Annotated in this window: 22 protein-coding genes; 12 read left to right on the top strand and 10 right to left on the bottom strand. The window is 64.5% G+C overall.

The window, feature by feature from the left end; all coding sequences use genetic code 11:
• Window positions 1-73: 73 nt before the first annotated feature.
• The 3 genes from ACIP0B_RS12385 to rpoE are packed head-to-tail and all read right to left on the bottom strand — an operon-like array spanning window position 74 to window position 2,245.
• Entirely contained in the window at window positions 74-1,036 is a 963-nt protein-coding gene (locus ACIP0B_RS12385; RefSeq protein ID WP_400832209.1) for a MucB/RseB C-terminal domain-containing protein, read from the bottom strand.
• A gap of 8 nt (window positions 1,037-1,044) precedes the next feature.
• Window positions 1,045-1,632: a sigma-E factor negative regulatory protein gene (locus ACIP0B_RS12380; RefSeq protein WP_400832208.1), complete on the bottom strand. Its 588-nt coding sequence runs from the start codon at window positions 1,630-1,632 to the stop codon at window positions 1,045-1,047.
• A gap of 31 nt (window positions 1,633-1,663) precedes the next feature.
• On the bottom strand, window positions 1,664-2,245 hold the full coding sequence (gene rpoE / locus ACIP0B_RS12375; RefSeq protein WP_085585129.1) for an RNA polymerase sigma factor RpoE: 582 nt from the start codon (window positions 2,243-2,245) through the stop codon (window positions 1,664-1,666).
• Between the two features lie 559 nt (window positions 2,246-2,804).
• Between rpoE and nadB the strand changes: the two genes are divergently transcribed.
• Window positions 2,805-4,421: an L-aspartate oxidase gene (nadB, locus tag ACIP0B_RS12370; protein ID WP_400832207.1), complete on the top strand. Its 1,617-nt coding sequence runs from the start codon at window positions 2,805-2,807 to the stop codon at window positions 4,419-4,421.
• On the opposite strand, the gene ACIP0B_RS12365 is transcribed toward nadB, so the two are convergent.
• Complete coding sequence (locus tag ACIP0B_RS12365; RefSeq protein WP_400832205.1) at window positions 4,390-4,842, bottom strand: protein YgfX; 453 nt, start codon at window positions 4,840-4,842, stop codon at window positions 4,390-4,392. The two genes, nadB and ACIP0B_RS12365, sit on opposite strands and share 32 nt — an antisense overlap.
• Window positions 4,826-5,080, bottom strand: a complete 255-nt coding sequence (locus ACIP0B_RS12360) for a succinate dehydrogenase assembly factor 2 (protein WP_085585135.1) — start codon at window positions 5,078-5,080, stop codon at window positions 4,826-4,828. The genes ACIP0B_RS12365 and ACIP0B_RS12360 overlap by 17 nt, the downstream gene beginning before the upstream one ends.
• Before the next feature lie 149 nt (window positions 5,081-5,229).
• Between ACIP0B_RS12360 and ACIP0B_RS12355 the strand changes: the two genes are divergently transcribed.
• Both ACIP0B_RS12355 and ACIP0B_RS12350 read left to right on the top strand, forming a co-directional pair.
• Entirely contained in the window at window positions 5,230-6,171 is a 942-nt protein-coding gene (locus tag ACIP0B_RS12355; RefSeq protein ID WP_400832204.1) for a YgfZ/GcvT domain-containing protein, read from the top strand.
• Window positions 6,172-6,205: 34 nt separating this feature from the next.
• Window positions 6,206-7,027, top strand: coding sequence for an HDOD domain-containing protein (locus ACIP0B_RS12350; RefSeq protein WP_085585139.1), 822 nt, complete (start codon window positions 6,206-6,208; stop codon window positions 7,025-7,027).
• Between the two features lie 90 nt (window positions 7,028-7,117).
• Here ACIP0B_RS12350 and ACIP0B_RS12345 read toward each other — a convergent pair whose 3' ends face one another.
• Window positions 7,118-8,503 carry a sensor histidine kinase gene (locus ACIP0B_RS12345; RefSeq protein ID WP_400832202.1) on the bottom strand — a complete coding sequence of 462 codons (1,386 nt, stop codon included), beginning with the start codon at window positions 8,501-8,503 and terminating at the stop codon, window positions 7,118-7,120.
• Window positions 8,496-9,167, bottom strand: a complete 672-nt coding sequence (locus ACIP0B_RS12340) for a response regulator (RefSeq protein WP_217893272.1) — start codon at window positions 9,165-9,167, stop codon at window positions 8,496-8,498. Before ACIP0B_RS12340 ends, ACIP0B_RS12345 begins: the two co-directional genes overlap by 8 nt.
• 237 nt (window positions 9,168-9,404) lie before the next feature.
• Here ACIP0B_RS12340 and ACIP0B_RS12335 point away from each other — a divergent pair, with 237 nt between their 5' ends.
• From ACIP0B_RS12335 to ACIP0B_RS12315, 5 genes are read left to right on the top strand one after another with little or no spacing between them, the layout of a single operon-like run.
• Complete coding sequence (locus ACIP0B_RS12335; protein WP_400832200.1) at window positions 9,405-10,697, top strand: OprD family porin; 1,293 nt, start codon at window positions 9,405-9,407, stop codon at window positions 10,695-10,697.
• 39 nt (window positions 10,698-10,736) lie between these two features.
• Window positions 10,737-11,714: a Bug family tripartite tricarboxylate transporter substrate binding protein gene (locus ACIP0B_RS12330; protein WP_400832198.1), complete on the top strand. Its 978-nt coding sequence runs from the start codon at window positions 10,737-10,739 to the stop codon at window positions 11,712-11,714.
• Between the two features lie 55 nt (window positions 11,715-11,769).
• Window positions 11,770-12,228, top strand: coding sequence for a tripartite tricarboxylate transporter TctB family protein (locus ACIP0B_RS12325; protein WP_400832197.1), 459 nt, complete (start codon window positions 11,770-11,772; stop codon window positions 12,226-12,228).
• Between the two features lies 1 nt (window position 12,229).
• Window positions 12,230-13,744 (top strand): tripartite tricarboxylate transporter permease, encoded by a 1,515-nt coding sequence (locus ACIP0B_RS12320; protein WP_400832196.1) that lies wholly within the window; start codon window positions 12,230-12,232, stop codon window positions 13,742-13,744.
• Window positions 13,737-14,768 (top strand): AbrB family transcriptional regulator, encoded by a 1,032-nt coding sequence (locus tag ACIP0B_RS12315; RefSeq protein WP_400832195.1) that lies wholly within the window; start codon window positions 13,737-13,739, stop codon window positions 14,766-14,768. Before ACIP0B_RS12320 ends, ACIP0B_RS12315 begins: the two co-directional genes overlap by 8 nt.
• Window positions 14,769-14,813: 45 nt before the next feature.
• Here ACIP0B_RS12315 and ung read toward each other — a convergent pair whose 3' ends face one another.
• Complete coding sequence (gene ung, locus ACIP0B_RS12310; protein ID WP_085633092.1) at window positions 14,814-15,506, bottom strand: uracil-DNA glycosylase; 693 nt, start codon at window positions 15,504-15,506, stop codon at window positions 14,814-14,816.
• 132 nt (window positions 15,507-15,638) lie between these two features.
• On the opposite strand from ung, the gene ACIP0B_RS12305 reads away from it, so the two are divergent.
• Window positions 15,639-16,751 carry an enoyl-CoA hydratase/isomerase family protein gene (locus ACIP0B_RS12305; protein ID WP_400832193.1) on the top strand — a complete coding sequence of 371 codons (1,113 nt, stop codon included), beginning with the start codon at window positions 15,639-15,641 and terminating at the stop codon, window positions 16,749-16,751.
• A 64-nt stretch (window positions 16,752-16,815) separates the two neighbouring features.
• Here ACIP0B_RS12305 and ACIP0B_RS12300 read toward each other — a convergent pair whose 3' ends face one another.
• Together ACIP0B_RS12300 and ACIP0B_RS12295 are read right to left on the bottom strand one after the other, a co-directional pair.
• A complete protein-coding gene (locus ACIP0B_RS12300; RefSeq protein WP_400832191.1) occupies window positions 16,816-17,232 on the bottom strand; it encodes a hypothetical protein in 417 nt (138 codons plus the stop codon).
• A 178-nt stretch (window positions 17,233-17,410) separates the two neighbouring features.
• Window positions 17,411-17,644, bottom strand: a complete 234-nt coding sequence (locus tag ACIP0B_RS12295; protein WP_400832190.1) for a hypothetical protein — start codon at window positions 17,642-17,644, stop codon at window positions 17,411-17,413.
• Between the two features lie 242 nt (window positions 17,645-17,886).
• Between ACIP0B_RS12295 and ACIP0B_RS12290 the strand changes: the two genes are divergently transcribed.
• Genes ACIP0B_RS12290 through ACIP0B_RS12280 form a run of 3 tightly spaced genes read left to right on the top strand, consistent with a single transcriptional unit; the run spans window position 17,887 to window position 20,320 of the window.
• Window positions 17,887-19,374, top strand: coding sequence for a diguanylate cyclase domain-containing protein (locus tag ACIP0B_RS12290; protein ID WP_400832189.1), 1,488 nt, complete (start codon window positions 17,887-17,889; stop codon window positions 19,372-19,374).
• A 1-nt stretch (window position 19,375) separates the two neighbouring features.
• Window positions 19,376-19,594, top strand: coding sequence for a cysteine-rich CWC family protein (locus ACIP0B_RS12285; protein WP_400832218.1), 219 nt, complete (start codon window positions 19,376-19,378; stop codon window positions 19,592-19,594).
• Between the two features lie 33 nt (window positions 19,595-19,627).
• On the top strand, window positions 19,628-20,320 hold the full coding sequence (locus ACIP0B_RS12280) for a pseudouridine synthase (protein WP_400832188.1): 693 nt from the start codon (window positions 19,628-19,630) through the stop codon (window positions 20,318-20,320).
• The last annotated feature ends 302 nt before the right edge of the window (window positions 20,321-20,622 follow it).

The following is a 20,622-nucleotide window of genomic DNA, read 5'->3' as shown; positions in this document are numbered from 1 at the left end:
TTGCAAATGAAAATGCTCAGCAAACGTTTCTGCGTCTTGGCGACACAGCGGAAACAGCCGGGCCGGAATCAGCTTATTGCTTGCTGGTTGCGGCGCCATCATTGCGCATCGACAAGGCAATTCGTTCGGCGGTGCCGATCGGGATCTCACCGACCACGGTCACCATCATTTCGCCCTCAGGCGTCGTCAGGCGACGGGACACGGCAACGGTCGGCCCGAGCTGGGTGCGGGTGTCCGTGACTGTGGCGCCGTTCAACGGTTCCAGGAACACCGAGAAACGCGCCAGACCATCGTCGTACATCAGGCTGCTGACCTGGGTCTTGGTGTCCGGATCCTTGTGGGAGGAACTGCTGGTCAGCTCGAAGCCCGGCGGCAGCCAATCCGAGCGCCAGCCCTGGGCGGCCTTGACGGCAGACGCCTTGTCGCTGTCGAGGGTGACGGCCCGGCAGTCGGAACCTGCCTGCAGGTCACTGTCGGAAGGGATTTCGGCGGTATCGAGGCGGGTGAACTGGAATCGTTCGAGCAACTGGCCCTTGTCGTTGAGCAGAAGCGACTTCAGGGGCAGGCCCGTCTGCTTGTCCAGGTGCAGTTCGAAACCGTAGCGGTGCTGGTCGCGGGGCGTCAACGATACGATCACCGCTTCACGCCCGGCCACACGCGACTTGCCGATGACGGCAAGCTCATACCAATTCTTGAGTTTCTGAGGATCGAGGGGGCGGGCGGCGGAATTCGGCGAATCCCCCAGCCCCGCAATCAGTGCGCCACTGACACATTGGGTACGTCCATCCACCCGCACAACTTCCTGCGCCGATCCATCGAGCTGAAGCAACCGCTCGCGAACCTGGCCGTTCTGGACGCGGTGCCAGATGTTGTGGGTAGAGAAACTACCGTTACGCTCGTAGACGAAAGTGCCGTGAAAGCTCTGCTGCTGTTCGGCCTGGCCCAGACGGGTCAACCAATCCTGGGCGTCGTCGGCATGGGCTGGAACGATGAACCAGCCGCCAAGCAGAAGCGAGAGTAGAGGTATGGCGCGCATGATCCTCCTTAACGGTTTTCCAGGCTGGCTGCACGCGCGTAAGGCAAGGCGCTTTCAGTACCCTTGAGTGCGGCCTGCTGGGCATGTTGGCGCAGGTAGCCTGGCAGACGCTGGTCGTGCCAACCCGGCTGGCCCTGCAGAACGCCGTTGGCCATGGGGCCGGTGGCTTCCGAGCTTTCATTGTAGCCTGCCAATACCGCTGGGCCCTTGACCTGTGGCACGGCCAGGGTCGGCTGGTTGGACTGCTGAGCCAACTCAACGCCAGCGATTTCGTCGTGGTTGTACAGACGCACACCCGCCAGCACCGCAACGGTCACCGATGCCGCAACGGCCAGGCGACCCAGGTTGCGCCAAGGGCCGCGGGAGACCTTGGCCGGAGCGGCCTCGTCTTCCAGCGCAGCGGAGACCGCCGCAGCGAGATCCAGACGCGGAAGCAGCAGATCCTTGTGCATGGCTGCACGGGCAATCTGGTAGCGAGCCCAGGTTTCACGGGTTTCAACATCGTCAAATGCGTTGAGCACCCGACGCAGTTCCAGTTCGTCCGCTTCGTTATCCATCACTGCGGACAGCGATTCCTGCAGGGCTTCCCGACTCATGGCGTTCCTCTCTTGGCTGTCGCCGCTGTCTTTAGTTTTCCTGCAACAACGGCTGCAGGGCTTTGTCGATGGCCTCCCGGGCGCGGAAGATCCGGGAGCGCACGGTACCCACCGGACATTGCATGACGCTCGCAATGTCCTCATAACTCAGACCGTCGAACTCGCGCAAAGTCAAAGCCGTGCGCAAATCTTCCGGCAGTTGCTGAATGGTTCGATGGACGGTGCCTTCGATCTCATCCCGCAGCAATGCGCGTTCTGGCGACTCGAGATCCTTGAGGCCGTGGTCGCCGTCATAGAACTCCGCGTCTTCGGAACTGACATCGCTATCCGGCGGCCGACGGCCGCGTGAAACCAGATAGTTTTTCGCCGTGTTGATGGCGATGCGGTAAAGCCACGTGTAAAACGCACTGTCTCCGCGAAAGTTGCCAAGCGCTCGGAATGCCTTGATGAAGGCCTCTTGCGCAACGTCCTGGGCTTCATGGGTGTCGTGCACGAAACGCACGATCAACCCGAGAATTTTGTGCTGATACTTCAGCACCAGCAGATCGAACGCCCGCTTGTCGCCGCGCTGAACGCGCTCGACCAGCTGCTGATCCTCTTCCTGGGTTAGCATGAACACTCCTCGATGAGCTCGGAGGAGGCTTGCATTACCAAACGACCGGACTTGCAAACATAGACTCGGGCTTTTCGCAAAAGTTCTCCCCCTCCAAGCAAGTTTCCTGCGGGGCTCTGATTAGGCACGCACGAAAAACGCAGCGCGGCATGAACCGGCTGCGCGAATAATCTTGTCATCGGTTCGCCGGCAGGAACCCGCTCGCAGGTTCCGCTTCGAAGCCGACACTGTCCCTTGTCTCAGGCACCTGTCTATTGATCTTGGGCCCTTGGCAAAAGTTCCAAATATTTATAGCCGCGCCACACCGACATTGGGCAACCGTGAGCGGAAAAAGTGTGTTTCATCCCCGATACGGTCGTCTTTTCGCAAAACCTGCAAAAAACTCTTCCGACGAAACGTTCGGATTTCTCCGTCACGGTAGTTTCACAATGCCATACGGGCCCGGCTATTGTGCCGATCCCCCCCTCTATATACTAGTGGGCTGTGTGGCGGTCCCGACGTGCCGATCCAGCTGTCTTGCGCCACCCCCGACCCGGGTCGCTTTGAGCGGAATCCTGAAATGAGCCAACAGTTTCAACACGATGTTCTGGTCATTGGCAGCGGCGCTGCCGGTTTGAGTCTTGCGCTGACCCTGCCGGGCCATTTGCGCATTGCCGTCCTGAGCAAGGGCGATCTGGCCAACGGCTCCACCTATTGGGCCCAGGGCGGCGTTGCGGCCGTACTGGACGACACCGACACCGTCGAATCCCACGTCGACGACACCCTGAACGCCGGCGGTGGCCTTTGCCATGAAGACGCCGTGCGCTTCACCGTCGAGCACAGCCGCGAAGCGATCCAGTGGCTGATCGACCAAGGCGTGCCCTTCACCCGCGACGAACAGTCCAGCGGAGAAGACGGCGGCTTCGAATTCCACCTGACCCGAGAAGGCGGCCACAGCCACCGGCGCATCATCCACGCCGCCGATGCCACCGGCGCGGCGATTTTCACGACGCTGCTGGCCCAGGCCAAGGAGCGCCCGAACATCGAACTGCTGGAGCAGCGGGTCGCCGTCGACCTGATCACCGAACGCCGACTGGGCCTGGACGGCGACCGCTGCCTCGGCGCCTACGTGCTCAACCGCCGCACCGGCGAGGTCGACACCTACGGTGCCAGGTTCGTGATCCTGGCCTCCGGCGGCGCGGCCAAGGTCTACCTCTACACCAGCAACCCCGACGGCGCCTGCGGCGACGGCATCGCCATGGCCTGGCGGGCGGGTTGCCGGGTGGCGAACCTGGAATTCAACCAGTTCCACCCCACTTGCCTGTATCACCCGCAGGCCAAGAGTTTCCTGATCACCGAGGCCCTGCGCGGCGAAGGTGCCCACCTGAAGCTGCCGAACGGCGAGCGCTTCATGCAGCGTTTCGACCCGCGCGCCGAATTGGCGCCCCGGGACATCGTGGCCCGGGCCATCGACCATGAAATGAAACGGCTGGGCGTGGACTGCGTTTTCCTGGACATCAGCCACAAGCCCGAAGCCTTCGTCAAAAGCCACTTCCCGACTGTCTACGAGCGCTGCCTCGGGTTCGGCATCGACATCACCAAACAACCGATCCCGGTCGTTCCGGCAGCGCACTACACCTGCGGCGGCGTGATGGTCGACCAGCAGGGCCGCACCGACGTGCCGGGCCTCTATGCCATCGGCGAAACCAGCTTCACCGGCCTGCACGGCGCCAACCGCATGGCCAGCAACTCGCTGCTGGAGTGTTTCGTCTATGCCCGTTCGGCCGCGGCCGACATTCTGGGGCAACTGGACGACATCAGTGCGCCCAGCGCCCTGCCCGCCTGGGACGCCAGCCAGGTGACCGATTCGGACGAAGACGTGATCATCGCGCACAACTGGGACGAACTGCGGCGGTTCATGTGGGACTACGTCGGCATCGTGCGCACCAACAAGCGCCTGCAGCGGGCCCAGCACCGCGTGCGCCTGCTGCTGGACGAGATCGACGAGTTCTACAGCAACTACAAGGTCAGCCGCGACCTGATCGAGCTGCGCAACCTGGCCCAGGTGGCGCAACTGATGATCCGCTCGGCCATGGAGCGCAAGGAAAGCCGGGGGCTGCATTTCACCCTCGACTACCCGGACCTGCTGCCCGAAGCGCTGGACACTATTCTGGTGCCGCCCACCTACGCCGGCTGAACTTGAGGCGCACGCGCAGGCGACGGTGCACATCCGCCGTCAGCGCGTCGCGGGGCACGCAGACCGACCGTGTGCGCCGCTCTCCCCGCAGACGGAAACGCAGCACCACGATCAGCGGCAGCGCCAGGCTGTCCGGCCGCAGCTGCACCGGCTGCCAGCCATCGGCGCGGTTCCACAGCCGCCAACCGTCCGCGGCGCGGCGCAAACCGCTGAAGGCTTTGGGATGGCTGAGAAGAATCTGGCGCGGCAACACCCACGCGGCATGGCCCAGACAGGCCAAAGCCCCGGGCAGGCTGGCCCAGAGCGGTACGGATAGAAAAAACACGGCCCCCAGGGCGAACGCCTGGGTCAGCAGATACGCCGCCAGCAGTTGCCCTGAGGCCTGCCAGCGGCATTCAAACACGTTACTTGGGCTGGACACGGTCCAGGATCATGCGAACCATGCGCTGCAGCTCCGGATCATCCGATTCGCTGCGCTCCATGAACCAGCCGAACATGTCCTGATCCTCGCATTCGAGCAGACGGACATACAGTGCGCGGTCCACGTCGTTCAGGTTCGCGTAGACCTCTTTGACGAACGGCACCAGCAGCACGTCCAGCTCGAGCATGCCGCGGCGGCTGTGCCAAAAGAGGCGGTTCAGTTCAACTTGTTCGACCATGGAGCGCTCCTCAAATAGGCCGCAAGTATACAGACCGGGCGCGCATCGAACAGTCGGCTTTGGTCGGGCGCCACCGATCCTTTATGAACTATCCATTTCAACGTGCCCCCCTTATGATGTGCCCCAGTCTATTTACCCTGCGATGACCCATGGCCGATTCTGCTTTTTTCTGCACCCTGTCACATGAAGGCGTTCTCGCGGTCCGCGGCGCGGATGCCGGCAAGTTCCTGCAAGGCCAGCTGACCTGCAACATCAACTACCTGAGCGACAGCCAATCCAGCCTCGGCGCCCGCTGCACGCAGAAAGGCCGGATGCAGTCGAGCTTCCGCATCCTGCTCGAAGGCGACGGCGTCCTGATGGCGATGGCCGGTGGGCTGCTGGAACCGCAGTTGGCGGACCTGAAGAAATACGCGGTGTTCTCCAAATCGAAGCTGACCGACGAAAGCGCAGCCTGGGTGCGCTTTGGCCTGGTTAACGGGGACGCGGCCCTGAACGGCCTCGGCCTGAACCTGCCGGCCGAGACCGACAGCGTGGCGCGCCACGAAGGCCTGATCGCGATCCGCGTCTCGCCGGACCGCGCCGAACTGTGGGTGCCCGCCGATCAGGCCGACGCCATCAAGGCCCGGCTGTCCGCCGCACTGGCCGAAGGCGACCTGAACGGTTGGCTGCTGGGCCAGATCCGCGCCGGCATCGGCCAGGTCATGCCGAGCACCCGCGAGCTGTTCATTCCGCAGATGCTCAACCTGCAGGCCGTCGGCGGCGTGAGCTTCAAGAAAGGCTGCTACACCGGCCAGGAAATCGTCGCGCGCATGCAGTACCTGGGCAAGCTCAAGCGTCGCCAATACCGCGTCAGCCTGGAGGCCGGCGAATTGCCGGAGCCCGGCACCCCGCTGTTTGCGCCAAGCCACGGCAGCTCCATCGGCGAAGTGGTGCTGGCCGCCCGCGCCGAACAGAACATCGAACTGCTCGCGGTGCTGCAGGCCGAAGCCGCCGACGAGGGCGCCGTGCATCTGGGCACGCTCGAAGGCCCGGCGCTGCACGTGCTCGATCTGCCTTACGAACTGGATCGCGACCGCGAGATCCAGCGCTGAGCGCGGCCTTTGGTGCAAGACCTAGAGATACGACATGAGCGAGCTGGCGGATAAGGTCCAACAGGATTTGGTTGAGGCCATCGACAACGATGATCTGGTTCTGCCGACCTTGCCGGAAGTGGCGTTGCAGATCCGCAAGGCCGCCGAAGACCCGGAAATCAGCGTCAGCGACCTGAGCAAGGTGATCGGCCGGGACACCGCGCTGTCGGCGCGCCTGATCAAGGTGGTCAACAGCCCGCTGCTGCGCGCGACGCAGGAAGTCACCGACCTGCACACGGCCATCACCCGGCTGGGGGTCAACTACAGCAGCAACCTGGCGATCGGTCTGGTGATGGAGCAGATCTTCCATGCCCGCTCCGACGTGGTGGAACAGAAGATGCGCGAAGTCTGGCGCAAGAGCCTGGAGATCGCCGGGGTCAGCTACGCGCTGTGCCGCCGCCACACCCAGCTCAAGCCTGACCAGGCCGCCCTCGGCGGGCTGGTGCACCAGATCGGCGTCCTGCCGATCCTGACCTACGCCGAAGACCATTACGAGCTGCTGTCGGACCCGGTCAGCCTCAACCACGTGATCGACCACATTCACCCGCTGCTCGGCGACAAGCTGCTGCGCGTCTGGGAGTTCCCGGAGCGGCTGGTGGAGCTGCCGGGGCTGTATCAGGACTTCAAGCGGGAATCGGCCGAGATCGATTACGTCGATCTGGTGCAGGTGGCCAGCCTGTACTGCCACAAGGACACCGAGCACCCGTTCGCGCGCATCGACCCCTTCAGCGTTCCGGCGTTCCGCAAGCTGGGGATCGACACGGAGAACAAGGAAATGTGCGCGGACCTGGAAGAATCGCGGTCGATGTTCTACTGACCGATGTGGCGAGGGAGCTTGCTCCCGCTGGGCTGCGAAGCAGCCCCGATGCTCGGCGGCGCTGCCTTCCAGAATCAATCCTAAAAAGCCTCATCCGGCGATGAAGCTGACCCTGACCTTCAACCCCCCGTGCTCGCCATCATGCAGCGAGATCTGCGCCAGGTGCGCCCGGCAGATCTCGCCGACGATCGCCAGCCCCAACCCCGATCCCGCCACCTGCTGGTTGCGCCGGTAGAAGCGCTCGAACACCCGGTCGCGCTCGTGCAGCGGAATCCCCGGTCCGTCATCCTCGACTTCCAGCACCGCCGGCGCCGTGACCCGCAGGATCACGTTGCCGCCCGACGGCGTGTGCGCCAACGCGTTGTCCACCAGATTGCTCAGCAGTTCGTTGAGCAGCGTCGGCTCGCCGCGCAGCCACACCGGCTGATCCGCCTCCAGCGCCAGCGCGACGCCTCGGGCATGGGCCAGCGGCGCCATGGCCATGCCCAGCTCCCTGGCCAACTGGCTCAGGTCGAGCAGCTCGGCGCCGCCTTCGGCGATGGCCCGCGCGCCGTTTTCCACCCGCGCCAGCGACAGCAACTGATTGGCCAGGTGGGTCAGCCGGTCCGTGCTTTGCGCCGAGGACTGCAGGGTGTCTCGCCAGACCTGCGGCTGATTCGATCGCAGGCCCAACTCCAGCCGCGCCTTGAGCGCCGCCAGCGGCGTGCGCAACTCGTGCGCCGCATCGGCGATGAACTGCGCCTGACGCTCGAACTGCCCGCGCAGGCGCTCGGTGAAATGGTTGAGCGCCCGCACCAGCGGCCATAGCTCGTGCTGCACCTGCACCAGCGGCAAGGGCCGCAGATCGTCAGGCTGGCGCTCTTCCACCGCCGTGCGCAAACGCTCCAGCGGCCGCAGCGCGGCGCTCACCGCGAACCACACCAGCAGCAACGCGCCGCCGGCCAGCATGCCCAGGCGCAGCAGCGTATCGGCCGCCAGGCTTTGCGCCATGCTGACCCGCGCTTCGTCGGTTTCGGCGACGCGGATTTCCGCCATGCCGTTCATGTTCGGTTCGCTGACGGCCTTGAGCAGGCTCACCACCCGCACGTTCTGCCCGCGGTAGGTGGCGTCGTAGAACCGCGCCAGGGCCGGATAGCTGTCGGTGCGCGGCGTGCCAGGCGGCGGGCCGGGGAGGTTCTCGTAGCCGGAGATCAGCTTCTGGTGGATGTCGTTGACCTGGTAGTAGATGCGCCCGGCGCTGTCGTAGGCGAAGGTGTCGAGGGCCACGTAGGGCACGTCGGCGCTGAGGCTGCCGTCACGCTGCGAGAGGCCGGCGGCGATGGTGCGGGCCGACGCCAGCAGCGTGCGGTCGTAAGCGGTGTCGGCGGCTTCGCGTCCGTTCCAGTAGGCGCTCAGGCCGCTGGCGAGCATCAGCACCACCAGCAGCAGCGCCAGGTTCCACAGCAACCGCCAGCGCAGGCTGCTGGGCTTATGCATCGCGGCTTTCCAGCAGGTAGCCCAGGCCACGGAACGTCACGATGGCCACCGCTTGCCCGTCGAGCTTCTTGCGCAGGCGGTGCACGTAGATTTCGATGGCGTCGGGGCTCGCTTCCTCATCCAGGCCGAACACCTGCGCCGCCAACTGCTCCTTGCTCATCACCCGCCCCGGCCGCGCGATCAGCGCTTCGAGCACGGCCTGTTCGCGGGAGGTCAGCGTCAGCAGTTCTTCGCCGAGGGTGAAGCGCCGGGTGTCGAGGTCGTAGGCCAGCACGCCGCAGCGCTGCTGGCGTTCGCCGCCGAGCACGCTGCGGCGCAACAGGGCCTTGACCCGCGCCTCCAGCTCGGTCAGCTCGAACGGCTTGGCCAGGTAATCGTCGGCGCCGAGGTTGAGGCCATGCACCCGGTCCTTGACGTCGCTGCGGGCGGTCAGCATCAGCACCGGCAGGTTCTTGCCGCGTGCGCGCAGGCGCGCCAGCACCTCGAACCCGTCCATGCGCGGCAGGCCCACGTCGAGGATCGCCATGGCGTATTCCTCGCTGCCCAGCGCCAGGTCGGCGGCCACGCCGTCGTGCAGCACATCCACGGTCAGACCGGTGCCCTTGAGCGCCTGCGCCACGCTTTCGGCGAGCGGCAAATGGTCTTCGACGAGCAGAACACGCATGGATCCTTACCTCATTCAGGGGGTGGCCGACGCCACTCTTTGGCGCGGAGTTTACCGCCGCCACCGCCGCTGTGAAGCCCGAAAACCGTGAAAGTCAACTGAAAGGTTAGCGAAAGGTTGGGCCGTTAGAGTCGGGTAACGGAATGTTTCGACTTCCGTCGCTGCCGCACACAGCGCTGCGAAAAACGCCACGAAGCGTTTTCGACCAATAAGAACAATAAACGGAGTACAGCATCCATGCAGTCCTTGCAGAGCCGGGCCTTCGCGCCTGTCCGTCCTTCCCGCTTCAGCCGCACCGCCCTCGCCAGCGCCGCCGCCCTTGCCGGCTTTTCCCCGCTGAGCCATGCCGACTTCATCGAAGACAGCAGCGCCACCTTCGAAACCCGCAACATGTACTTCAACCGCGACTTCCGCGACGGCACCAGCGCCCAGCAATCCAAGCGGGACGAATGGGCCCAGGGCTTCATGCTCAACCTGCAGTCGGGCTACACCGACGGCACCGTGGGGTTCGGAGTCGATGCGCTGGGCATGCTGGGGGTCAAGCTCGATTCGAGCCCGGACCGCACCGGCACCGGCCTGTTGCCGACCCACGATGACGGTCGCGCGGCGGACGAATACGCCAAGCTCGGCCTGACCGGCAAGGTCAAGATCTCCGCCACCGAACTGAAGATCGGCAGCCTGATCCCGGAACTGCCGATCCTCAAGCCCAACGACGGGCGCATCCTGCCGCAGACCTTCGAAGGCGGCCTGCTGACCTCCAAGGAGATCAAGAACCTGACGTTCACCGGCGGGCGCCTGGAGAAGGCCAAGGACCGCGACAGCACCGATTTCGAGGACATCGCCCTCAACAACAAGAACGGCCGCTTCGCCGGCACCGTCGCCGGCAAGCACTTCGACTTCGGCGGCCTGGACTACAAGTTCACCGACAAGATCACCGGCAGCTACCACTTCGCCCAACTCGCCGAGGTCTATAACCAGCACTTCCTCGGCCTGGTCGCCTCGCAGCCGATGGGGCCCGGCACCTTCGCCACCGACCTGCGGTTCGCCCTCAGCGACGACCAGGGCGCGGCCCGCGGCGGCAAGATCGACAACCGCTCGCTCAACGGCCTGGTCAGCTACGCCCTGAGCGGCCACAAGTTCACCGCCGGCTACCAGCACATGTCCGGCGACAGCGCGTTCCCTTATGTCGACGGCAGCGACCCGTACCTGGTCAACTTCGTGCAGATCAACGACTTCGCCGGCGCCGAAGAACGCTCCTGGCAAGCTCGCTACGACTTCGACTTCGCCAGGCTCGGCATCCCCGGCCTGAGCTTCATGACCCGTTACCTGAGCGGCGACAACATCCAGCTCAAGAACGGCGACGAAGGCAAGGAGTGGGAGCGCAACACCGAGATCAAATATGTAGTACAAAGCGGCGCCCTCAAGGACGTCGCCGTGCGCCTGCGCAATGCCACCTACCGCTCCAACTACTCCGCCCGCGATGCCGATGAAGTGCGTCTGCTGGTGAGCTACAGCGTTGCCCTTTGGTAATTCAGTACGTCCATAACAACAACTCCCAAGGAGACATAGATGAACTTATCACTGCGTAAAGTCGCTCTGGCCGCCGGCCTCATGGTGTTCGCCGGCCAATTGATGGCCGAACCCAAACGCCCGGAATGCATCGCGCCGGCCTCCCCCGGCGGCGGTTTCGACCTGACCTGCAAACTGGCGCAAAGCGCGCTGGTGAACGAAAAGCTGCTGACCAAGCCGATGCGCGTGACCTATATGCCCGGCGGCGTCGGCGCGGTGGCGTACAACGCGGTGGTCGCCCAGCGTCCGGCCGATGCGGGCACGCTGGTGGCGTGGTCGAGCGGTTCGTTGCTGAACCTGGCTCAGGGCAAGTTCGGCCGTTTCGATGAGACCAACGTGCGCTGGCTGGCGGCGGTCGGCACCAGCTACGGCGCCATCGCGGTGAAAAGCGATTCGCCCTACAAGACCCTCGACGACCTGGTCAAGGCGCTGAAAAAAGACCCGAGCGCCGTGGTGATCGGCTCCGGCGGCACCGTCGGCAGCCAGGACTGGATGCAGACCGCCCTGATCGCCAAGGCCGCCGGGATCAACCCGCGCGACCTGCGCTACGTCGCCCTCGAAGGCGGCGGCGAGATCGCCACCGCCCTGCTCGGCGGCCACATCCAGGTCGGCAGCACCGACATCTCCGACTCCATGCCGCACATCCTCAGCGGCGACATGCGCCTGCTGGCGGTGTTCGCCGAGAACCGCCTCGACGAGCCGGAAATGAAAAACATCCCGACCGCCCGCGAGCAAGGCTACGACATCGTCTGGCCGGTGGTGCGCGGCTTCTACCTGGGGCCGAAGGTCAGCGACGAAGACTACGCCTGGTGGAAAGCCTCCTTCGACAAACTGCTGGCCTCCGACGAGTTCGCCAAGCTGCGCGATCAGCGCGAGCTGTTCCCGTTCGCCATGACCGGCCCGGAGCTGGACACCTACGTGAAGAAGCAAGTCGCGGACTACAAGGTGCTGGCCAAAGAGTTCGGCCTGATCCAGTGATCTCTGTCTAGCGGCCGCCGCTGCCGGTTGCGCGGCGGCGGCCCAGGAGTTTCCCATGCTCGTTCAACGCCTCTTCGCGTCGGTACTGCTGCTGGCCTGCGCCGGCCTCGTGCTGATGGCCTGGCCCTACCAGGCACCGTTTTCCTACGAACCGATCGGCCCCCGGGCCTTTCCGCTGCTGATGCTCGGGCTGATGGGCCTGGCGCTGATCTACATGATCTACCGCCCCTCCCCCATCAAGCACACCGAAGAAGACCCGCCGCTGGACCGCGAAACGCTGAAGAAGATCGGCGTGTGCGTGTTGCTGCTGGTGGTGTTCGCCGGTCTGTTCGAACCCCTGGGCTTCATCCTCAGCAGCACCCTGATCGGCATTCCGATGGCGCGCCTGTACGGCGGCCGCTGGCTGCCCGGCGCGGTCATCATCAGCCTGCTGAGCGTCGGCCTGTACCTGCTGTTCGACAAAGTCATGGACGTCCCGCTGCCGCTGGGCCTGCTCGACGTCCTGGAGAACTGATATGGATACGCTTGGATACCTGAGTCACGGTTTCGGGGTGGCGATGACCCCCTACAACCTCGTCACCGCCCTGAGCGGCACCCTCATCGGCACCATCGTCGGCCTGTTGCCGGGCCTGGGCCCGATCAACGGCGTGGCGCTGCTGATCCCCATCGCGTTCGCCCTGGGCCTGCCGCCGGAGTCGGCGCTGATCCTGCTGGCGGCGGTCTACCTGGGCTGCGAGTACGGCGGCCGGATCAGCTCGATCCTGCTGAACATCCCCGGCGAAGCCTCCACCGTGATGACCACCCTCGACGGTTACCCGATGGCCCGCCAGGGCCTGGCCGGGGTGGCGCTGTCGCTGTCGGCCTGGAGCTCGTTCATCGGCGCCTTCATCGCCACCTGCGGCATGGTGGTGTTCGCGCCGATGCTGGCGAAGTGGGCCATCGCCTTCGGCCCCGCCGAATACTTCGTGCTGATGGTGTTCGCGATCGTCTGCCTGGGCGGCATGGCCGGCGACCGGCCGATGAAGACCTTCATCGCGGCGCTGATCGGCCTGTTCCTGTCCACGGTCGGGATCGACGCCAACAGCGGCGTGTACCGCTTCACCGGCGACAACATCCACCTCACCGACGGCATCCAGTTCGTGGTGCTGGTGCTGGGCCTGTTCTCCATCAGCGAAATCCTGCTGCTGCTGGAAAAGACCCACCGCGGCCAGGAAGCGTTCAAGGCCACCGGGCGCATGCTGTTCAACTTCAAGGAAGCCGCTTCGGTGTTCGCGGTGAACCTGCGCTGCGGCGTGCTGGGCTTCATCATGGGCGTGCTGCCCGGCGCCGGCGCGACCCTGGCCAGCGCCGTGGCGTACATGACCGAGAAGCGCATCGCCGGCCCCGGCGGCAAGTTCGGCCAGGGCGACAAGCGCGGCCTGGCCGCACCGGAAACCGCCATCGGCGCCGAAGCCTGCGGCGCCCTGGTGCCGATGCTGACCCTCGGCGTGCCGGGTTCGGGCACCACGGCGGTGATGATCGGCGCGCTGTCGCTGTACAACATCACGCCGGGCCCCCTGCTGTTCCAGCAGCAGCCGGACATCGTCTGGGGCCTGATCGCCTCGCTGTTCATCGCCAACATCATGCTGGTGATCCTGAACATCCCGATGATCCGCGTCTTCACCCGCATCCTCGCCGTGCCGAACTGGGCGCTGGTGCCGATGATCGCGATCATCACCGCCATCGGCGTCTACGCGGTGCACGCCACCACGTTCGACCTGTTCCTGATGATCGGCATCGGCATCTTCGGCTACATCCTGCGCAAGCTCGACTTCCCGCTGTCGCCGGTGCTGCTGGGCTTCATCCTCGGCGGCCTGATGGAGCAGAACCTGCGCCGGGCACTGTCGATCTCCAACGGTTCGCTGGAGATCCTCTGGTCGAGCGGCATCACCCTGGGTGTCTGGGCGCTGATCGTGGTGATGCTGCTGGTGCCGATCGTGCGCATCTGGCGCAAGCGTTCGGGCGCACGGCGCGTCGTCGCCGATGCCTGACCGGACGTTCAAATCCTGGTGGGGCACCCCGCTGGTCGGTCTGCTGGGCGGCTATGTCGCCAGCCAGATCGGCTGGCCGCTGCCGTGGATGGTCGGCTCGCTCCTGGCGATCATCCTCGTGCGCTGCCTGACGCCGTGGCAACTGACTGAAATCCCCGGCGGCCGCAAATGCGGCCAATGGATCGTCGGCATCGGCATCGGCCTGCACTTCACTCCGCTGGTGATGGAGCAGGTGCTGAGCCACTTCGGCCTGATTTTCTTCGGGGCGTTGGTCACCAGCCTGTCGGCGGTGGTCGGCGTGTGGCTGATGCGACGCACCGGCGAGGACCGCGCCACCGCGTTTTTCTCCAGCATGCCCGGCGGCTCGGGCGAGATGGTCAACCTCGGCGCCCGCAACGGCGCGATGCTCAGCCATGTGGCGGCGGGGCAGAGCCTGCGGGTGCTGGTGGTGGTGCTGTGCGTGCCGGCGGCGTTCAAGTATCTGCTTGGCGACGGCACACCGATTTCCCACGCCGGCAGCGTCGATTGGCGCTGGCTGGCGTTGCTGTTTCCGGCAGGCGCCCTGCTCGCCTGGCTCTGGCAGCGCCTGCGCCAGCCCAACCCCTGGCTGTTCGGGCCGTTGCTGGTGAGCGCGGCGGTCAGCATCGGCTGGGACCTGCACATCGGCCTGCCCAACGGCGGCAGCCAGATCGGCCAGTGGCTGATCGGCAGCGGCCTGGGCTGTCACTTCAACCGGCAGTTCTTCCGCCGCGCGCCGTCGTTCATGGGCCGCACCCTGATCGGCACGGCGCTGACCATGCTGATCGCCACGCTGGCGGCACTGGGGTTGAGTGCGCTGACCCATCTGGACCTGCGCTCGCTGACCCTGGGGATGATGCCCGGCGGGATCGCCGAGATGAGCCTGACGGCGGAAACCCTGCAACTGTCGGTGCCGCTGGTCACGGCGATGCAGGTGATGCGCTTGCTGTTCGTGCTGTTTCTGGCGGAGCCGTTGTTCCGGTACTGGAACCGCAGCCCCGAATGACACTGAGCCCATGTGGCGAGGGAGCCTGCTCCCTCACCTCAAGTTTCAGAGCGGCGGCAATTGCCACCGGATCGGCGTCTCGCCGTTCTGCTCAAGGAACTTGTTGGTGCGGCTGAAGTGCCCGCAACCGAGAAAGCCCCGATAGGCCGACAGCGGCGACGGATGCACCGAGGTCAGCACCAGATGCTTGGTCGCGTCGATCAGCTTCTGTTTGCTCTGGGCGTGGGAGCCCCACAGCATGAACACCAGGTGCGGCTGCCGCTGGCTGACCACCTCGATGATCCGGTCGGTGAAGAACTGCCAGCCCTTGTCCTTGTGCGCATTGGCGTTGGCGCGCTCGACGGTCATGGTGGTGTTGAGCATCAGCACGCCCTGATCGGCCCAACTCTGCAGGTAGCCGTGGTTTGGGATGTCGATGTTCAGGTCGCGCTTGAGCTCTTTGTAGATGTTGACCAGCGACGGCGGCGCCGGCACGCCCGGCTGCACCGAGAAGCACAGGCCATGGGCCTGGCCCGGGCCGTGGTACGGGTCCTGGCCGAGGATGACCACTTTCACCTTGTCCAGCGGCGTCGAGTTCAGCGCGTTGAAGATCAGCGGCCCCGGCGGATAGATCTCCTTGCCGGCCGCCCGCTCCTGCTGCAGGAAAGTGCGCAACTCCGCCATGTAGGGCTGGTCGAACTCGGCACGCAGTGCCTCCTTCCAGCTCGGTTCGAGTTTGATACGGTCGTCAGCAGTCATGGTCATACCCGGCAAAAACAATGGGGCGAACCCTAGGAAAGCCGACAACGCTTGTCAATTGATCTGACACGGAACCGGCACTTTCCCGTACAGCGATCATACTGAACGCTCAAATTCCCGATCGAGGTCACGATGAACCTGCACTTCGAAGAACGCACCGGCACCGACGGCGCCCGCCTGGGCATCGCCAGCCTGGATGCGGAAAAGTCGCTCAACGCGCTGTCCCTGCCGATGATCCACGCCCTGAGCGACAAACTGAGCGCCTGGGCCAAGGATCCGCAAATCGTCTGCGTACTGTTGCGCGGCAACGGCGCCAAGGCGTTCTGCGCCGGCGGCGAAGTGCGCAGCCTGGTGGAGGCCTGCCGCGCCCACCCCGGTGAAGTGCCGCCCCTGGCCGCACAGTTTTTCAACGCCGAATACCGGCTCGACTACAGCCTGCACACCTACCCCAAGCCGCTGATCTGCTGGGGCCACGGTTACGTGCTCGGCGGCGGCATGGGCCTGCTGCAAGGCGCCGGCACCCGCATCGTCACACCGAGCAGCCGCCTGGCCATGCCGGAAATCAGCATCGGCCTGTACCCGGACGTCGGCGCCAGTTGGTTCCTGTCGCGGCTGCCGGGCAAGCTCGGCCTGTTCCTCGGCCTCACCGGCGCACAGATGAACGGCCGCGATGCGCTGGACCTGGACCTGGCCGACCGGTTCCTGCTCGACGAACAGCAGCCGGAACTGATCGAGCGCCTGCTGCAACTGAACTGGCAGGAACAGACCGCCATGCAGCTCAACAGCCTGCTCAAGGCCCTGCAGCAGGAGGCGGCGGCGCAGATGCCCGACGCTCAGTGGCTGCCGCGGCGCCGGCAGATCGACGAACTGCTGGACGTCAGCGACGTGGCCTGCGCCTGGAAAGCCATCAGCCTGCAACGCGACAGCGCCGACCTGCTGATCGCCCGCGCGGCGAAGACCCTGAGCGAAGGCTCGCCGCTGACGGCGCACCTGGTCTGGGAACAGATCGTCCGCGCCCGCCACTTGTCGTTGGCCGAAGTCTTTCAGATGGAATACACCTTGAGCCTCAACTGCTGCCGCCACCCGGAATTCAGCGAAGGGGTGCGGGCACGGCTGATCGACAAGGACCAGAAGCCGCACTGGCATTGGCCGGATGTCAGCCGCGTGCCGGAGGCGGTGGTGGAGGCGCATTTTCACAAGGTCTGGGAGGGGCGGCATCCGTTGGCGGATCTGTCGGCTTACTGAGGCCTGCGGCCAATCTCGGACACAAAAAAAGCGGCGCTCGATGCGCCGCTTTTTTTGCGGTGAGTTACCAGCGTCCGCGACCGTTATGGTCTCCCCGGTCGCCGTGACGGTCGTGGTCGCCACGTCCCCGGTGGTCATCCCAGCCACCGCGATGGCCGTCCCAGCGTCCGCGGTCATTGTCGTGCCAGCGCCGGCTCTCGTAGTAGCGCGGGGCTGCCTGGTAGTAGCGCGGCGCCGAATAGTAGCGCGGAGCCGGTTGGTAATAGCGCGGCGCCGAGTAATAGCGGGGAGCCGGCTGGTAGTAGCGCGGAGCAGAGTAATAGGTGCTGCCCCCGCTGTAGTAAGTGCCACCACTGTTGTAGTACGACGGCGACTGTGACGTGTAGACCTCCGAACTGTAGTAGCCATCTCCGTAGGAGTAAGGGACGCATCCGCCAATGGAAAACAGCATCACGGCAAGCAGAAGAATTCGGCGATACATGGCGGCCTCCTGGACCGCGGGTGGGCCACGCCAGCGACGCTGGCAGGCGTCAGTCGTTTATTCGGTGACTGACGAATGATCTGACAGCGTTTTCGGAATCTGGTGCGTTTCGGTAACAACTTGAAACACGTAGCCGATGAAAGGTTGTTCATCTGCCACGATCCGATTCACGGGGTGATTAATGGTGCCAGCGGTGGTATCCGCCGCCGTAATAACGGGGCCCGTGACCGCCGTAATAGTAGTAGCGGGCGCCGCCGTAGTAGCGCGGGCCGTAGTAGCCGCCGTAGGAGTAAGGCGAGTAGTAGCCGGGATAGTAGTAAGGGGCGGAATAGGCATCGTAGGTGCCGGCGTAGTAATAGCATCCCGACAAACCAAGACCGAGCACCAGACCCAGCAGGATTCGACGAAACATGATGGCCTCCTGAAAGACCTGCGACCGACGACGAAGGAATCCGGCCGACACCTCTTTTGACTGATTGGCGGCCCCCAAGTGCCGATGCCGCCCGGGGTTCGGATCAGTGGCGCAGGCGCCTGGCGAGAGGCCAAAACGGACGAAGGTTCCTGCGAATCGGATTCGCTCCGCACAGGGGCAACCATTTCCCCCGCCGTGCCACTAGAATGCCTGCCATCAGGTCACCGCCAAGGGAATCGCCCATGCCGCTCAGATCCGCGCTGTACTCCCAACGCTCGCTGGTGATCACCGTGGTCATCCTGCTCGGCGCCGGTTTCCTGGCCACCTCGCTGCTCAGCTATTACGCCTCGCGCACCTCGATCCGCGACAACATCGTCAACACCGAACTGCCGCTGACGTCCGACACCGTTTACTCGGAAATCCAGAAGGATCTCGTCAGACCGATCCTGATTTCGTCGATGATGTCCCGCGACACCTTCATGCGCGACTGGGTGGTGAACGGTGAAAAAGACACCGACCAGATGACCCGTTACCTCGACGAAGTCATGACCCATTACGGCGCCTACACCGCGTTCTTCGTCTCCAACAGCACCCACACCTACTACCACGCCAAAGGCGTGCTCAAGCAGGTGAGGATCGACGAGCCCCGCGATGCCTGGTACTTCCGCGTGCGCGACATGAAGGATCCGTACGAGATCAACGTCGACCCGGACCTGGCGAACAAGGACAACATGACCTTTTTCATCAACTACAAGGTCTACGACTATCACGGCCGCTTCATCGGCGCGGCCGGCGTGGGGCTGACGGTGGACGCGGTGATCAAGCTGATCGACAAGTACCAGCAGCGCTACCAGCGCAGCGTGTACTTCGTCGACACCTTCGGCCGGCTGGTGCTCACCGGCGCCGAAGGCGGCCCGGAAGGCGCCCGCACCGGCAAAAGCCTGAACGACCTGGACAGCATGAAGAACCTGGTCAGCCAGTTGCCCAAGCCCCACAGCGGCAGCTACGAATATTCCGCCCACGGTCAGGGACATTTCCTCAACGTGCGGTTCATTCCGGAACTCAACTGGTACTTGTTCGTCGACAAGCGCGAAGACGGCGCCCTGAGCGAAATCCGCCAGTCGCTGTACCTCAACCTGCTGATCTGCCTGCTGGTGACGCTGATCGTGCTGGCCCTGCTCAACCGGGTGATCCGCCGCTTCCAGGAAAAGATCCACGCCCAGGCCACCCTCGACAGCCTCACCGAACTGCCGAACCGGCGCGGCTTCGACCTGCTCGCCGTGCAGGCCCTGCACGAGGCGCAGCGGGAGCCGAAACCGCTGACCGCGCTGCTGCTGGACCTGGATCACTTCAAGGCGCTGAACGACACCTACGGCCACATGGCCGGCGACCAGGTGCTGATCGGATTCGCCCGCGACCTGCAAAGCTGCCTGCGCCATTCCGACATCGTCTGCCGCTGGGGCGGTGAGGAATTCATCGTTTTGCTGAAGGACACCGACAGCGCCACCGGTCAGAAAATTGCCGAGAAGATCCGTCGGCATGTCGAGCAGCACGAATATGCCTACAACGGCCAAGCCTTGAATCTGACCGTCAGCATCGGCGCCACCACCCTGCAACGGGACGACACCTTGCACAGCCTGCTGTCCCGGGCCGATCATGCGATGTACCGGGCCAAACAATCCGGCCGCAACCGCACCTGCATGGAAATGCCGCACTCGACCTATGCCTGACATCCCTCGACCTGACCTCTGCCCGGCCTGTGGCGCCCGCAACGACTGCACCCTGGCCGACCCGCGCACCGCCGACCGCGCCTGCTGGTGCTACGGCGTGACCATCGATGCGGCGGTGCTCCAGGCCCTGCCGCCCGAGCTGCGCGACCGCGCCTGCCTGTGCCCGCGTTGCGCGCAGGTCGAAGCGCAACTGCAAGCGTCCGGGACGCCGATCCCGTAAGATGCGCCCCCCTTTGCCCACCGATTCCTGACCATGCGCGTCGACCGTTTCCTCAGCAACCTGCCCCGCTACAACCGTCAGCAAGTTCGCCTGCTGCTGGTGGAGAAGCGCGTGCGCATCGACGGAAACATCGTCAGCAACCCGCACAGCGACGTGCTGGAATTCAGCCGCGTCGAGGTCGACGGCGAAGTGCTGCAGGCCGGCAAACCGGCGCGCTACTTCATGCTGCACAAGCCGCCGGGCTGCGTCAGCGCCACCCGCGATCCGCAGCATCCGACCGTGCTGGACCTGATCCTGGAAGCGGACAAGGACGACCTGCACATCGCCGGCCGGCTGGACTTCAACACCACCGGACTGATGCTGATCACCAACGACGGCGCCTGGTCGCGGCGCCTCACCCAGCCGCAGACCAAACTGCCGAAGGTCTACTACGTAGAGACCGAACAGGAAATCGGCCCGGAATATGCGAGCACCTTCGCCAAGGGGATCTACTTCGCCTTCGAGGACCTGACCACGCAGCCGGCGGTGCTGGACGTGATCGGCCCGAAAACGGCGCGGTTGAGCATCGTCGAGGGCCGCTACCATCAGGTGAAGCGCATGTTCGGTCACTTCAACAACAAAGTGCTGCGCCTGCACCGCGAATCCATGGGCCCGCTGCATTTGGACGATGCGCTAAAACCGGGCGAGTACCGGGCTTTGCGCACCGAAGAGATCCATTTGTTCTAAGCCTGCGACCGCTCAGCAGAAGTTGTCGAACAATTTACCGACGGCACTTGCGCGATCCTGATCCCCCTGCTTGAATCAGGACGTCGGCCAAAATGTGACCGATGAGTCACAACATACTTCTAAGAAACCTTTTGCCGGTAGAGAGCCCCAAGGCTCCGCCTCCCCCGGCAGATCGCCCGCCAATAACAACACCCGTCGACCTGCCGTAACGGATCGACATGGGCCCGCAAAATTCCAGGCGTATGCCTACCTGTCACAAAGCTCGTGCAATCTTTTGCGCGCATACCCGCTTGCCAGGAGTC

Origin of the sequence: Pseudomonas sp. NPDC089534, assembly GCF_044749305.1 — a bacterium.
Classification (GTDB): Bacteria; Pseudomonadota; Gammaproteobacteria; order Pseudomonadales; family Pseudomonadaceae; genus Aquipseudomonas; species Aquipseudomonas ekonensis.
This window is presented reverse-complemented; position numbering and strand designations above follow the sequence as displayed.

Bases quoted from the DNA above. Each gene is read 5' to 3' on its own strand.
- nadB (WP_400832207.1), top strand. From the start codon at position 2,805: ATGAGCCAACAGTTTCAACACGATGTTCTGGTCATTGGCAGCGGCGCT.
- ACIP0B_RS12355 (WP_400832204.1), top strand. From the start codon at position 5,230: ATGGCCGATTCTGCTTTTTTCTGCACCCTGTCACATGAAGGCGTTCTC.
- ACIP0B_RS12280 (WP_400832188.1), top strand. From the start codon at position 19,628: ATGCGCGTCGACCGTTTCCTCAGCAACCTGCCCCGCTACAACCGTCAG.
- ung (WP_085633092.1), bottom strand. From the start codon at position 15,506: ATGACTGCTGACGACCGTATCAAACTCGAACCGAGCTGGAAGGAGGCA.
- rpoE (WP_085585129.1), bottom strand. From the start codon at position 2,245: ATGCTAACCCAGGAAGAGGATCAGCAGCTGGTCGAGCGCGTTCAGCGC.
- ACIP0B_RS12335 (WP_400832200.1), top strand. From the start codon at position 9,405: ATGCAGTCCTTGCAGAGCCGGGCCTTCGCGCCTGTCCGTCCTTCCCGC.
- ACIP0B_RS12380 (WP_400832208.1), bottom strand. From the start codon at position 1,632: ATGAGTCGGGAAGCCCTGCAGGAATCGCTGTCCGCAGTGATGGATAAC.
- ACIP0B_RS12345 (WP_400832202.1), bottom strand. From the start codon at position 8,503: ATGCATAAGCCCAGCAGCCTGCGCTGGCGGTTGCTGTGGAACCTGGCG.
- ACIP0B_RS12290 (WP_400832189.1), top strand. From the start codon at position 17,887: ATGCCGCTCAGATCCGCGCTGTACTCCCAACGCTCGCTGGTGATCACC.
- ACIP0B_RS12300 (WP_400832191.1), bottom strand. From the start codon at position 17,232: ATGTATCGCCGAATTCTTCTGCTTGCCGTGATGCTGTTTTCCATTGGC.
- ACIP0B_RS12320 (WP_400832196.1), top strand. From the start codon at position 12,230: ATGGATACGCTTGGATACCTGAGTCACGGTTTCGGGGTGGCGATGACC.
- ACIP0B_RS12295 (WP_400832190.1), bottom strand. From the start codon at position 17,644: ATGTTTCGTCGAATCCTGCTGGGTCTGGTGCTCGGTCTTGGTTTGTCG.
- ACIP0B_RS12340 (WP_217893272.1), bottom strand. From the start codon at position 9,167: ATGCGTGTTCTGCTCGTCGAAGACCATTTGCCGCTCGCCGAAAGCGTG.
- ACIP0B_RS12385 (WP_400832209.1), bottom strand. From the start codon at position 1,036: ATGCGCGCCATACCTCTACTCTCGCTTCTGCTTGGCGGCTGGTTCATC.
- ACIP0B_RS12325 (WP_400832197.1), top strand. From the start codon at position 11,770: ATGCTCGTTCAACGCCTCTTCGCGTCGGTACTGCTGCTGGCCTGCGCC.
- ACIP0B_RS12360 (WP_085585135.1), bottom strand. From the start codon at position 5,080: ATGGTCGAACAAGTTGAACTGAACCGCCTCTTTTGGCACAGCCGCCGC.
- ACIP0B_RS12315 (WP_400832195.1), top strand. From the start codon at position 13,737: ATGCCTGACCGGACGTTCAAATCCTGGTGGGGCACCCCGCTGGTCGGT.
- ACIP0B_RS12330 (WP_400832198.1), top strand. From the start codon at position 10,737: ATGAACTTATCACTGCGTAAAGTCGCTCTGGCCGCCGGCCTCATGGTG.
- ACIP0B_RS12305 (WP_400832193.1), top strand. From the start codon at position 15,639: ATGAACCTGCACTTCGAAGAACGCACCGGCACCGACGGCGCCCGCCTG.
- ACIP0B_RS12350 (WP_085585139.1), top strand. From the start codon at position 6,206: ATGAGCGAGCTGGCGGATAAGGTCCAACAGGATTTGGTTGAGGCCATC.